This is a genomic window from Burkholderia sp. B10, from assembly GCF_004368385.1.
In the GTDB taxonomy this organism is placed as follows: Bacteria; Pseudomonadota; Gammaproteobacteria; order Burkholderiales; family Burkholderiaceae; genus Burkholderia; species Burkholderia vietnamiensis.
In genome coordinates this window covers 22,425-37,085 of sequence record NZ_PQMX01000001.1, presented here as the reverse complement: position 1 = coordinate 37,085, position 14,661 = coordinate 22,425, and the positions used below count along the sequence as shown (strand labels likewise).

Annotated in this window: 3 protein-coding genes; all 3 read left to right on the top strand. The window is 70.6% G+C overall.

The window, feature by feature from the left end; translation table 11 throughout:
- Positions 1–8: 8 nt before the first annotated feature.
- From C3Y15_RS00080 to C3Y15_RS00070, 3 genes are read left to right on the top strand one after another with little or no spacing between them, the layout of a single operon-like run.
- Positions 9–1,625: an MBL fold metallo-hydrolase gene (locus C3Y15_RS00080; protein WP_124259710.1), complete on the top strand. Its 1,617-nt coding sequence runs from the start codon at positions 9–11 to the stop codon at positions 1,623–1,625.
- On the top strand, positions 1,613–5,542 hold the full coding sequence (locus C3Y15_RS00075; protein WP_059461624.1) for a non-ribosomal peptide synthetase: 3,930 nt from the start codon (positions 1,613–1,615) through the stop codon (positions 5,540–5,542). The genes C3Y15_RS00080 and C3Y15_RS00075 overlap by 13 nt, the downstream gene beginning before the upstream one ends.
- Positions 5,539–14,622 carry a non-ribosomal peptide synthetase gene (locus C3Y15_RS00070; protein WP_124259711.1) on the top strand — a complete coding sequence of 3,028 codons (9,084 nt, stop codon included), beginning with the start codon at positions 5,539–5,541 and terminating at the stop codon, positions 14,620–14,622. The genes C3Y15_RS00075 and C3Y15_RS00070 overlap by 4 nt, the downstream gene beginning before the upstream one ends.
- Positions 14,623–14,661 lie beyond the last annotated feature (39 nt).

The following is a 14,661-nucleotide window of genomic DNA, read 5'->3' as shown; positions in this document are numbered from 1 at the left end:
AGCCTTCGTTGACCATTTCGTCCAACACGCAGGTCTACCTGCGACAGAACATCCAGTTCGAACCGTTGATCAACAGCTGGTACGCGTGGTTCCACACGCTGCCGCCGCTGACCGCCGCGCTCAACGTGGCCGAGCGGTTCCTGCCGCTGCTGAAGTCGTACGCCGCATCGCCGCTGATGCATGCGGCCGCGTGCAGGGACCCCGCGATGCGCGGCGGCCCGTTCCTCGATCTGGACGGCAAGCGCGTCGACGAGATCCGCGCGCTGATCGAGCGGACCGAGCGCCGCGCGACCCGGCAGCTGGAGCTGGCGAAGGCCTACAAGGCGTTCTCCGCGCTGCTGCTGGACCAGGCGAAGGGAATGGCCTCGGACCCGCTCTATCGCGCGCTTCCCGAGGTGTTGAAGGGTTACGTCGAGATCTATTACGACCTGAATCACAACCCGTCGTTCCGGATCTTCGAAAGCCTGCTGTACGCGAGCCCGTTCTATGCGCGCGATGCGCAGAGCATCGCGCTGTCGGCGATCGAGGAACACACGCCGCGGCCGTTCATCCTCAGCACGCCGCGGCTCGGCGACGAGCGCACGCTGTTCCGCGACATGGCGTTCGACGAGCCCGCGCTCGACGCGCTGTTCCGCATGCGCGAGACGCCCGCCAGCTACGCGAAGATCGTCGACCTGATGCGCGTGGAGGAACGCGACGAGCCGCTGTTCCGCTCGTTCTTCGTCGAGGAGGCGCCGGCGCCGAAGCCGGACCGCTCGTTCGACGGCGACGACGTCCGGATCCGCTACTACGGCCATGCGTGCCTGCTGATCCAGAGCCGCGGCGTGAGCATCCTGATCGACCCGGCGATCAGCTACGGCTACGACACCGCGCTGCCGCGCTATACGTTCGCGGACCTGCCGGACCAGATCGACTACGTGCTCATCACGCACAGCCATCACGACCACATCGTGCTCGAAACGCTGCTGCAGCTTCGCCACAAGATCAAGACCGTGGTGGTCGGCAGGAACCTCGACGGCTTTCCGCAGGATCCGTCGCTGCAACTGGCGTTGCGCAAGCTCGGCTTCGCCGACGTGCTCGAAGTCCGCGACCCGCAGGAGATCCCGCTGCCCGGCGGCGCCATCACGGCCATTCCGTTCCTCGGCGAACACAACGACCTCGCGATCCAGAGCAAGCAGAGCTTCATGATCCGCTTCGGCTCGCGCTCGGCGCTGTGCATCGCCGATTCGTGCAACCTCGATCCGCGCCTCTACGAGCACGTGTTCCGGCTGGTCGGCAAGCCCGACACGCTGTTCGTCGGGATGGAGACCGAAGGCGCGCCGCCGTCGTGGGTCTACGGCCCGCTGTTTCCGCACGCGCTGCCGCGCGACATCGACCAGTCGCGCCGCGCGCGCGGCTGCCAGTTCGGCGAGGCCGCCGCACTGGTGGACGACTTCGCGTTCAACGCGGCGTACGTCTATGCGATGGGTCAGGAGCCGTGGCTGAACCATCTGCTCGACAACACCTTCGACGAAAACTCGCCCAGCCACGTCCAGTCCACGCAGTTCGTCGCGCACTGCAAGGCCAAGGGCATCGCGTCGGAAATCCTGTACGGGACCAGGGAGATCGTGCTTTGTCAGAACTGAATCTCAATGCGCTGTCGACCAGCGGGCAATACCGGGAACACGCGGCGTTCTGGCGCGACGCGCTCGGCCGCAGCGCCGAGGACTTCCGGCTGCAGCAGGCGTGGCAAGCCTACGCGCTGCCGCTCGGCCCCGCGCCGGAACTGACGTACGCGCTCGACGGCGACGCGTCGCTCACGCTCGAGAAGCTCGCCGCCGGCAACAAGCTCGGCGCGTTCGTCGTGCTGCTGGCTGCGCTGTTCCGCGTGCTGGCCCGTTACGGCGACACGTCCGCGGCGTTCGTCGAGACGCCGGGCCTCGTCGCCGCGGCCGCACGCGATCTGACCGATCCGCTGCCGCTGTTCGACGCGATCGAGCCCGGCCCGACGGTTCGCGCGTATCTGAACCAGCTGCGCGACACGGTGCAGCGCAGCTATTCGTATCAGGATTTTCCGGTGGCCGCGCTCGCGCACCAGCTGCACGGCGAACGGCGCACGACCAACGTCGGCGTGCGCTTCGACGGGCTTCACGAAGCGTGGGCGGCGGCGGACTACGACCTGTCGATCGAAATCAGGCGCCGCGCGGGCTACGAGATCGTGCTGACGGGCCGGCCGACCGTGTTCACGCTGCACTATCTGCGGCACCTCGCACGCCATCTGGGCAACGTCGTGGCCGGCTTCGGCGCGCTGGACGCGCCGCTCGACACCGTGTCGCTGCTCGACGACGCCGAGCGCGCGCGCCTGCGTGCGCAAGCGGCGCCCGTCGCGGTCCGGGGCACCTTCCTCGAACAGTTCGCGCAGCGGGTCGCCGCCGCGCCGGACAGCATCGCCGTCGCGAGCGCCGAGGCGTCGCTGACCTATGCCGAACTCGACGACCAGGCGTCCCGGCTCGCGCGGTTCCTGCGCGCGGAATACGCGATCGAACGCGGCGACGTGGTGGGCGTGGTGGCCGACCGTTCGGTCCGCTGGATCGTCGGTCTGCTCGGCGCGCTGAAGGCCGGCGCGGTCTATCTGCCGCTGGACCCGGAGTTTCCGCCGGAGCGGCTGCGCTTCATGATCGACGACGCGAAGGTCAAAGCGCTGCTGACGCAATCGGAACACCTGTCCCTGCTCGCCGACTTCTGGGCGATTCCGATGTTCGCGCTCGACTTCCAGCTCGACACGCTCGAGCCCGCACCGGAACCGGCGCAGGCCGACGTGCGGCCCGACGATGCGGCGTACGTCATCTACACGTCCGGCTCGACGGGCGTACCGAAGGGCGTCGTGCTCGAACACGCCGGGCTGCTGAACATGGCGCAGTACCACGTGGACGCGTTCGGCTTCGACGCGGACGACCGCTTCGTCCAGTTCTACTCGCCCGGGTTCGACGGCTCGATCATGGAGATCTTCGTCACGCTGCTCGCGGGCGCGCGTCTGGTGCTGGCGAAACCGAGCGTGATCCGCGACGTGCCGCGTTTCGTCGAATACGTCGCGCAGCAGGGCGTCACCACCATCAACGCGACGCCGGCCTATCTCGCCGCGCTCGACTGGCGCGCGCTCGACACCGTGACACGCGTGATCAGCGCGGGCGACGCCGCGCGCGCGGCCGAGCTGCGCGAGCTGGCGCGTACCCGCATCTGCCACAACTCGTACGGCCCCACCGAGGCGACCGTCTGTATCGCCGACTACGTGGTCGATCCCGCGATCGCATACGGCAGCCGTCTGCCGGTCGGCCGCCCGATCAGCAATGCGCACCTGTACCTGCTCGACGAGCACGGCGCGCTCGCGCCCGACGGCTGCACGGGCGAGGTCTGCGTGTCGGGCATCGCGCTGGCGCGCGGCTATCTCGGCCGCAACGACCTGACGGCCGCCGCGTTCGTCGCGCATCCGTTCGAACCCGGCGAGCGCCTGTATCGCACCGGCGACCTCGGCGTGTGGCTGCCGGACGGCAACCTGGAAATCACCGGCCGCCGCGACACGCAGGTGAAGATCCGCGGCTACCGCATCGAGATCGGCGAGATCGAAGCGGCGCTGCGGCAGCATCCCGACGTCGCGGACGCGATCGTGTTCGTGCGCGAGGATGCCGCGCAGCACAAGCAGCTGACGGCCTGCGTCGCCCCGGCGACGGCGAACGCCGCGAGCCTGCGCGAGCACTTGAAGGCACATCTGCCCGCCTTCATGGTGCCCGCGTCGATCGTGGCGCTGGAACGCCTGCCCGTGACGCCGAACGGCAAGCCCGATCGCAACGCACTTGCCGCGCTGGACGCGCTGGACGCCGCGCCGGGGCCGGGACCGGCCGACGCCGCGTACGCCGCGCCGACCAACGACGTCGAAGCGCGGCTGGGCAGGATCTGGTCGGATGTGCTCGGCCGCGCGCCGATCGGCGTGCACGACAATTTCTTCGAGCTGGGCGGCGACTCGATCCTGCTCATTCAGGTGATGTCGCTCGCGCAGCAGGTCGGCCTCAAATTCACCGCCGACCAGTTCTTCGCGCATCCGACCATTGCGGGCCTCGCGCAGGTCGTCGTCGATGCGCCGCCGCTGCGCGCCGCGCAGGAGCCGGTGGTCGGCCCGGCGCCGCTGACGCCGATCCAGCACTGGTTCTTCGCGCAGGACGTGGCCGACCCGCACCACTACAACCAGTCGACGATGATCGAGGTGCCGGCGACGTTGCGGCCCGACGTGCTGCAACGCGCGCTGACGGCCGTCGCGACGCATCACGACGCGCTTCGGCTCGGCTTCGAGTGCGTCGCCGGCGCGTGGCGGCAAACGCATGCGGCGGCGCCGCTCGCGATTCCGCTCGGCGTCACGTCGCTGGCCGGCGCGTCGGCCGCCGCCCGCCACGCCGCGATGCTCGACACGGCCACGCGCATGCAGCAGGGCTTCGCGCTGTCGGCGCCGCCGCTGCTGCGCGCGCATCTGTTCCAGTTCGAACCGGACGCGCCGCAACGCGTGCTCGTCGTCGCTCACCATCTGGTCATCGACGGCGTGTCGTGGCGCGTACTGTTCGAGGATCTGTACGCGGCGTGCCGGCAGCTCGACGCCGGCGAAGCGGTGGCGCTGCCGCCGAAGACGACGTCGTGGCTCGACTGGTCGACCCGCCTCGCCGCGCTCGGCGCACAGGGGCTCGACGGGCTCGACTACTGGCTGCAGCGGAACGTCGACGCGCTGGCGTGCTTCGACGACATGCCGGTCGGCACCGTCGCCGACGCCGGCACGGCCGTCGTCGAGCTCGACCCGCAGCACACGCTCGCGCTGTTGCAGGACGTGCCGCGCGCGTTCAACACGCAGGTGAACGAAGTCCTGCTGACGGCCCTGCTGCTCGCGTTCGGCGACTGGGCCGGCACCGCGTCGCTGGTCGTCGATCTCGAAGGCCACGGCCGCGAGGCGCTGTTCGACGGCGTCGACACGTCGCGCACGATCGGCTGGTTCACCGCGCACTATCCGGTGTACCTCGACGCCGGCGACGCCACCGGGGCCGTCGAGGCGCTGCGCGCCGTCAAGGAGCAGCTGCGCGCCGTGCCGCTGCGCGGGCTGCCCTACGGCATCGCGCGCTACCTCGGCCGCGACCCGCGCGTCGCGGCGGCGCTGGAGCGGCAGCCGCCGGCGCCGGTGCGCTTCAACTATCTCGGCCAGGTCGATCGCGTGCTGGGCGACGATACCGGCTGGAAGCCGGTGCTCGATTTCCAGAGCCCCGAACACAGCCCGCGCGCACGGCGCGGCCATCTGTTCGAAATCGACGGGATGGTGTTCGACGGGCGCCTGCGCCTCACCTGGCACTACAACGGCGCGAGCTGCGCGCCGGACATCGTCGAGCGGCTCACGCAGTGCTACCGCAGCCGCCTGCTGTCGATCGTCGCCGCGGCCGGCGACGGACAGCACGGGCTCAGCCCGTCGGACTTTCCGGCTGCGCGCATCAGCCAGGACGCGCTGGACGCCCTCGTCTCAAGGATCAAATCGTGACATCCCCGACCATCGCCGATATCTACGAGCTCTCCCCGATGCAGGCGGCGATGCTGTTTCATGCCGTGCACGCGCCCGGCTCGCGAAGCAGCTTCAACCAGCTCAGTTGCCGGATCGCCGGCAGCCTCGATCCTGCGTCGTTTCATGCCGCATGGCAGCAGCTCGTCGATCGGCATCCGGTGCTGCGCACGTCGTTCCATTGGGAGGAAGTCGACAAGCCGATGCAGGTCGTGCACGCGCACGCCACGCTGCCGTGGGTGCAGGACGACTGGCGCGAGGTGCCGGAGCGCGAACAGCGCGCGCGCTGGAGCGCGCATCTCGAGGCGGATCTGGCAGAAGGCTTCGCGCTCGATCGCGCGCCGCTCGTGCGCTGCCGCCTGGTGCGCATCGCCGACGATGCCCATCTGTTCAGCTGGAGCCACCATCACATCCTCGCCGACGGCTGGTGCCTGTCGCTCGTCATCGAGGAGATCTTCCACGTCTACGGCGCGCTGCTGCGCGGCGCGCCGCCCGCCCTCGCGCCGGTGCGCCCGTATCGCGACTATATCCAGCTGCTTCAGCAGGGCGACCCGCAGGCCGCGCAGCAATACTGGAAGCGCTATCTGGAAGGGTTCCGCTCGCCTACCCCGCTGCCGAGCGCGGCGCGCGCCGGCGCGAGCGAGCGCTTCGGCCAGGGTCTCGCACAGGTGCAGGCCGACCTGTCGGCCGATCTCAGCGCGCGCTTGCGGCAGTTCGCGGCGCGCCATCACATCACGCTGAACACGCTCGCGCAGGCGGCCTGGGCGCTCGTGCTGTCGCGTTACAGCGGCGAGACCGACGTGGTGTTCGGCGCGGTCGTGTCCGGGCGCGGCGTCAATCTGCCGGGCATCGAAACCATGCTCGGCCTGTTCATCAACACGGTGCCGGTGCGCGTGCGCGTCGATCCGCGGCAGCCGCTGGTGCCGTGGCTGAAGATGATCCAGGCCCGCGTGGCCGCCCGCGCGCCGTTCGAGCACACGCCGCTGCCCGACATCCAGCGCTGCAGCGACGTGCCGGCGGCGACGCCGCTGTTCGAGAGCAACGTCACGTTCATGAACTACCCGCTCGACGCGTCGCTCACGCACGGCGCGCACGGGCTGGCCGTCGACGAGGTGCAGCTCTACAACCGCGCCGACATTCCGCTCGAGTTCGTGGTGACGGCGCGCGACGACTGGAAGATGGAGCTGTCGTTCGACCCTCGGCGCTTCGACGAAGACGCGATGCAGCGCATGCTCGGCCACGTGGCCGCGACGCTCGACGCGTTCGCGGCCGATCCGGGCCGGTTGCTCGGCCGCGTGCCGATCCTGCCCGACGCCGAGCGGCATCGGTTGCAGGACGTGTTCAACGACACCGCCGTGCCGTTCGACGCCGCGCGCACCGTGGTGCACCGCCTCGAGCAGGCGGCCGCCGAGCATCCCGAGCGGCCGATGGTCGAATACCGCGACGGCGTGCTGAGCGCCGCCGAACTGAACGCCCGCGCGAACCGCACCGCGCGCATCCTGCTGGCCGCCGCCGAGCTCGGGCCCGACACGCTGGTTGCGATCTGCATGCACCGGTCGGCGCGGCTGATGGAGGCGATCCTCGCCGTCTGGAAATGCGGCGCCGCGTACGTGCCGATCGACCCCGACTATCCGGCCGCCCGCATCCGCACCATCCTCGAAGACTCCGGCGCCGCGCTGGTAATCACCTGCGACGGCCTCCTTCCGCCTGAGCTGGCCGCAATCGCGCCGGTCGTGTCGCTCGACGCGGACGGCGGCGATACCGACGTCGACGACGGCAACCTCGGCCGCCCGGTGTCGCCCGACGGCCTCGCCTACGTGATCTACACGTCCGGCTCGACCGGCAAACCGAAAGGCGCGATGGTCGAGCACGCCGGCATGCTGAACCACATGCTCGCCGAGATCGACGCGCTGTCGATCACGGCGTCGTCGGTGATTGCCCAGACGGCGCCGCATTGCTTCGACATTTCGGTCTGGCAGTTCTTCACGGCGCCGCTCGTCGGCGGCAGGACCGTGATCGTCGACGACGACTGCATCCGCGATCCCGCGCGTTTCGTCGACTATCTGGAGGCCGCCCGCGTCAGCATCCTGGAACTGGTGCCGTCGTATCTGTCGGCCGTGCTCGACCGCGCGTCGGAACGGCCGGCGTCGATGCGGCATCTGCAGGAGCTGCTCGTCACCGGCGAGATGGTGAGCCCCGCGCTGGTGAAACGGTGGTTCGACCTGTTCCCGGACATCGCGCTGTCGAACGCGTACGGCCCGGCCGAAGCGTCGGACGACGTCGCGCAGCACCGCATGACCGGTGCGCCGGCCACGCCGTACGTGCCGGTCGGCAAGCCGCTGCGCAACGTGCGCCTGTACGTCGTCGACGCCCAGATGAACCTGTGCCCGATCGGGATCCCCGGCGAAGTGTGCGTGTCGGGCGTCGCGGTCGGGCGCGGCTATCTGAACGACGAAGCCGCCACGCGCGAGGTGTTCGTCGAGGACCCGTTCCATCCGCAGCGCGGCGTGCGCCTGTACCGCACGCGCGACATCGGCAGCTATCTGCCCGACGGCACGCTCGTGCTGCACGGCCGCAGCGACCATCAGCTGAAGATCCGCGGCTACCGGATCGAGCTCGGGGAGATCGACAACGCGCTGGCCGCGATTCCGGAAATCCGCCAGGCGGCCGCGCTCGACTATCGCGACGAGAACGGTCGCGCCGCGCTGTGCGCGTATGTCGCGTTCCGCGACGGCGCGTCGCTCGGCGACGCCGAGATCGCCGCGGCGCTGTCCGCCACGCTGCCGGCCTACATGGTTCCCGGCGTCTACGTGGTGCTCGACGCGCTGCCGCTCAGCGGCAACGGCAAGATCGACCGCAAGGCGCTGCCCGCGCCGGACCGGTCGCGGCGGTCCGCCGCCGGCGACGCGCCGACGCCGCCCCGCACGCGCACCGAGACGCTGCTGTGCGGCATCTGGGCCGAAGCGCTCGGCATCGCGTCGCCCGGCATCCACGACAACTTCTTCGCGCTCGGCGGCGATTCGATCCTCAGCATGCGCATCGTGTCGCTGGCGGCCCGGGCCGGCCTGAAGATCACGACGCGGCTGGTGTTCCAGCATCCGACCGTCGCCGAGCTCGCCGCCGTAGCGACGCTCGGCACAGCGGCCGCCGCGCAGTACGTCGCGTCGTCCGGCCCGCTGCCGCTGACGCCGATCCAGCAGCGCTTCTTCGCGCAGCGCAAGACCGCTGCGGATCAGTACAACCAGGCCGTAATGCTCGACGTGCCGGCGGACCTCGACCCGCTGCTGCTGCGGCAGGCGCTGCGGCACGCGGTGCGATGGCACGACGCGCTGCGGCTGCGCTTTCGCGCGGGCGAAGCCGGCTGGCTTCAGGAAGTCGTCGACGATCAGGAGGTGCCGGTCGGCGTGTTCGACGTTGCGCGCGACGAGCTCGCGCAGCACGTCGCGCAGTCGCATGCGAGCCTGAATCTCGCGCACGGCCCCGTCGTGCGTGCGGACCTGCTGCGCCTCGATGGCGGCCGCTCGCTGCGTCTGCTGCTGATCGCCCATCATCTGGTGGTCGACGGCGTGTCGTGGGGCGCGCTGCTCGAAACCGTGTACGACGCCTATACGCGGCTGCGCAACGGCAAGGCGCCGGAATTCGCCGGCGGCAGCGCGACCTGGACCGCATGGACGCAGGCGATATCGGCGTGGGCCGCCTCCGGCGCCGCCGACGCCGATCTCGCCCATTGGCAGGCCGTCGCGCGCGGCGCGCAGCCGGGGCTGCCGGTCGATCGCGCCGCGCCGGCCGACGCCAATACCGTGTCGTCGGCCGAGACGATCGTCGTCGAACTCGGCGAGGCCGCCACCGCGGCGTTGCTCGGCGCCGGGCCGCGCGCCTACGACGCGCAGATCAACGACCTGCTGCTGGCGGCGCTCGCGCGCGCGGTCGGCGACTGGAGCGGCTGCGCCGACGTGCTGGTCGACCTCGAAGCGCACGGGCGCGAGGAGCTGATCGACGCGCTCGACATCTCGCGCACGGTGGGCTGGTTCACGTCGATCTTCCCGGTCGTGCTGAGCGCCGATGCCGGTGTGCGCGATCCGGCGCGGCTGGTGGCGTCGGTCAAGGCGCGACTGCGTGCGGTGCCGAATGGCGGCATCGGCTACGGCCTGCTGCGGGACCGCCTCGACGGCCCGCTGCCGCGGCCGGCGCTGCTGTTCAACTACCTGGGCCAGACCGACCAGCTGTTCGCCGCCGCACGCGAGTGGCAGCCGGCCGCGGAGCCGAGCGGCGACGGCCGCCATCCGGACCAGCTGCGCGAGCACCTGCTCGACGTGAACGCGTACGTCGCCGGCAATCGCCTGCACGTTGCATGGGAATTCAGCCGCGCATGCCACGACGCCGACACGATTCGGCGCGTCGCGCATGCGTACGTCGCGGCGCTCGAGGCGCTGGTCGCCGCGCATGCCGCGTCGCCCGCGCTGTCGGCGTCGGCGCCGGCAGCGCTCGCCGCCGACGAGATCGCCGACGTCTATGCGCTGACGCCGACCCAGCAGGGCATGCTGTTCCACGGCCTGTACGAACCCGAGTCGGATGCGTACTTCAGCAGCCTGAATTTCCGGATCGACGGCGCACTCGACGTCGCACGCTTCTGCCGCGCATGGGAGACGGTGGCGCAGCGGCACGACATCCTGCGAACCTCGTTTCACTGGGAAGAAACCGAAAGTCCCGTGCAGGTCGTGCATCGCCGGATCGACTTGCCGTGGCACGACGAGGATCTGCGCGCGGCCTCCGCCGCGGACGCGCAACGGCGCTGGGACGCCTACGTGGCGCAGGACCGGGCGCGCGGCTTCGACTTCACGCAGGCGCCGCTGTTCCGCCTCGCGCTGTTCCGCCTCGGCGATCAGGCATGGCGGTTCCACTGGAGCCATCACCACATCCTGCTCGACGGGTGGAGCTCCGCGCGGCTGCTGAGCGAAGTGGCCGCCGCATATCAGGCAGCGGCCGACGTCGCGCCGCCGCCCGCCTTCGGCGATTACGTGCGCTGGCTCGCAAGTCAGGACACCGCTGTCGCCGAACGCTTCTGGCAGGCGAAACTGGCCGATTTCCCGGCGACCACGCCGCTCGTGCTGGGCCAGCCGGAACTCGACGGCACGGCCCGGTCGGGCGCCTATGTCGAAGAGCCGTTGCTGCTGTCGGAGCACGACACGCAGCGGCTGGTCGCGTTCGCGCGGGCCAGCCGGATCACCCTCAACACCCTCGCGCAGGGCGCGTGGGCGCAGTTGCTGAGCCGCTACAGCGGCGAAGCGGACGTCGTATTCGGCACGATCGTGTCCGGTCGCCCGGCGTCGCTGCCGGCGTCGGACGAGATGGTCGGACTGTTCATCAACACGCTGCCGGTGCGGGTGCGGATCGACGCGCGTCCGACCTCCGCATGGCTCGCCCAGCTGCAGGCGGATCTCGCGCAGCAGGACGAATATGCGCACCATCCGCTCGCCGACATCCAGAAGTTCGCCGGCCTGCCGCCCGGCGTGCCGCTGTTCGAAAGCCTGCTGATCTTCCAGAACTATCCGGTCGAGGAGGCGCTGGCCGATGCGCTGCCGGGCCTGCGGATCGGCGCATTCGACGTGTCCGATCCGAACAACTACCCGCTCACGCTGGTCGTGACGCCGGGCAAGCGCCTGTCGCTGCAGGCGCTGTACGACGACGGGCGGTTCGATCGCGACACGATCGTGCGGCTGCTGCGCCATGTCGAAACGCTGCTCGTCGGCCTGGCCGGCGCGCAGGATCGCCCGAACCGCAGCATCCCGCTCCTCGCCGCCGCCGAGCGCGACGCGCTCCTGCACGGCTGGAACGATACCGGCGCGCCCGTTCCGGCCGACCGCACGCTGCCCGAACTGATCGAGGCCGTCGCAGCCGCCCACCCGGACCGGATTGCGGTGCGCTGCGGCACGGAGGTGCGCACCTACGGCGAGCTGGTCGAACGTGCGGAGCGGATCGCCGCCCGTCTGATGCAGGCCGCGCCGCTGCGCGCGGACGACCGGATCGCCGTGTGGATGCCGCGCTCGCCGCTGATGCTCGAGACGATCCTCGCCATCTGGAAATGCGGCGCGGCATACGTGCCGGTCGATCCGGCCTATCCGGCCCAGCGCGTCGAGACGATCCTGACGCTGGCGCGCCCTTCGATCATCGTCGGCGCCGACCGTCGGCCGCCGGCCGCGCTCGCGTCGGTGCCGCTCGTCGACCCCGCGCATGCCGCGCACCGCGACGGCGACGGCGACGCGCCGCCGCGCACGCCGCGTGCCGGCCCGGCGGACCTCGCCTACGTGATCTTCACGTCGGGTTCGACCGGGCAGCCGAAGGGCGCGATGGTCGAGCATCGCGGCATGCTCAATCACGTGCTCGCGATGGCGCGCCGAGTCGGGCTCGGCGCGCACGGCGCGGTGGCGCAGACCGCGTCGCACTGCTCCGACATTTCGGTGTGGCAGTGCTTCGCGGCGCTGGCGTCGGGCGGCACGACGGTGATCTATCCCGACGACGTCATTCTCGAGCCCGCGCGCCTGATCGACTGCCTCCGTCGCGACCGCATCACGGCGATGCAATTCGTGCCGTCGTATCTCGCGACCTTCGTCGAGGAACTGGAACAGCACGCCGAGCCGGCCTTCCCTGACCTCGACACGCTGCTGACGATCGGCGAAACCTTGCAGCCTGCCACCGCGCAGGCGTGGTTCCGGCTGAATCCGGCCGTGCGGCTCATCAACGCGTATGGCCCGACCGAAGCGTCGGACTCCGTCGCGCACTACGCCATGACGCACGCGCCCGCGCGGCCGGCCATCCCGATCGGCCGGCCGATCGAGAACCTGCGCCTCTACGTCGTGGACGCCGACATGAATCCGTGCCCGGTCGGCGTCAAGGGCGAAATCTGCATCGGCGGCGTGGGCGTCGGGCGCGGCTATCTGTTCGACGAAGCGCGCACGCAGGCGGTGTTCCGCGACGATCCGTTCAGCCCGGCACCCGGCGCACGCCTGTATCGCACCGGCGACATCGGCTGCTTCGGGGCCGACGGCAATCTCCACTTCTTCGGCCGCCGCGACTTCCAGGTCAAGATCCGCGGCTACCGGATCGAGCTCGGCGAAATCGAAGCCGCGCTGACCGGCCTCGCCGGCATCTCGAACGCGGTCGTCGTCGCGCGCGACACGCAGGACGCGGGCAAGACGCTGTGCGCGTACGCGGCGGGTGCATCGGACGCCGGCTGGACACCCCAGCGCGTGCGCGACGCGCTGCGCGAGCAATTGCCCGCGCACATGGTGCCCGACACGGTGGTGCTGCTGCCGGCCCTGCCGGTGATGCCGAACGGCAAGATCAACCGCGCGGCGCTACCGCTGCCGGAAGCCGCTGCGTCGCCGGCCGGCCCGCCCGCCGACGCGCAGACGCCGGTGGAAGCGGCGCTGCTGCGGATCTTCGCCGACGTGCTCGGCCACCGGCCGACCGGCGTCGACGACGACTTCTTCGAGCATGGCGGCCAAAGCCTGAAGGCGATCCAGATGGTCAGCCGGATCCGCCGCGAACTGAAACTGAACGTCGCGGTGGCCGACATTTTCCATGCGCCGTCGCCGCGCGCCCTCGCGCGCAAGCTCGCCTCGTCGCCCGCGGGCGACGCCGCCGACGATGCGCTCATCCCGGCACTCGCCGCGCAAGCGTCCTATCCGGTATCCCGCGCGCAGAAGCGCATCTGGCTCGCGAGCCGCAGCGCGGCTCCGTCGACCTACAACATGGCGGGCGCGCTGCAGCTGGACGGCGCCGTCGACACCGCGCGCCTCGTCGCCGCGTTCGACCGGCTGGTCGATCGCCACGAGAGCCTGCGCACGGTGTTCGCGATGAGCGAAGGCGAGCTGCGCCAACGCATCCTGAGCCGCGACGCGTCGGGGTTCCGCGTCGAGCACGCGACGCTCGCGGCCGACGCCGGGCCGGACGCGATCGATGCGCTGATTCGCGCGGAAAGCGAGCAGCCGTTCGATCTCGCCACGGGGCCGCTGCTGCGCGTCAAGCTGGTGACGCTGTCGCCGACCCGGCACCTGCTCCTGCTGAACATGCACCACGTGATCTCCGATGCGTGGTCGATCCGCGTGCTGACCGACGATCTGCAAGCGCTGTACGACGGGCGCGCGCTGCCGCCGCTGTCGATCCAGTACCGCGACTACGCCGCGTGGCACAACGCGAGCGTCGCCGGCCCGCGCGCGGCCGCGCATCGCGCGTACTGGCTCCAGCAACTGGCGCCGCCGCTGCCGCGCCTGCAACTGGCGGCGGATTTTCCGCGCCCCGAACGGCTCGGCCATGCCGGGCAGACGCTCGAAGTCGCGCTGTCGCAGCCCCAGGTGGACGGCCTCGCCGCGCTCGCCCGCGCGCACCGCACGTCGCTCTACACGGTGCTGCTCGCGTCGTTCTGCGTGTTGATGCACCGCTACACGGGGCGCGAGGACATCGTGATCGGCAGCGTGTCCGCGGGACGCGACCGCGAGCAGCTCGAGCCGCAGATCGGCCTGTACCTGAACACCGTCGTGCTGCGCGTTCCGGTGCGCAACACCGCGACCGTCGCCGACGTGATCGACGCCGTCGCGCAGGCGTCGACGCAGGCGCTCGAGCACGCGTCCTATCCGTTCGACGCGCTGCTCGACGATCTGAAAATCCGTACGCCGGCCAACCATTCGCCGATCTTCGACATTCAGGCGAACCACGTGTCGATGCCGGCGCCGCAGTCCGGCCTGCGCATCACCGACGTTTCGCCGCCCGACACGACCGCGAAGTTCGATCTGTCGTTCCAGGTCGTCGAAAGCGCGGGCACGCACCTGATCCAGTTCATCTACAACACGCACCTGTTCCGCGCCGCGACCATCGCCGCGATGCGCGACCGGCTGCTCGCGATCCACGACGCGTTCCGTCGCGATCCGGCCATGCCGATCGATCGCATCGCGCTCTCCTCTGATGCGCCCGCGGGCGGCGAGCGCGTGCGGGTCGGCCTGCGCCTGAAGCGCACGGACGCGCCCGCGCTCACGGCCGACGCCGCGATCGAGGAGAAGACCTGATGCGCGCCGTCCGTGGCGACCGCGGCGCGCGTCATGCGC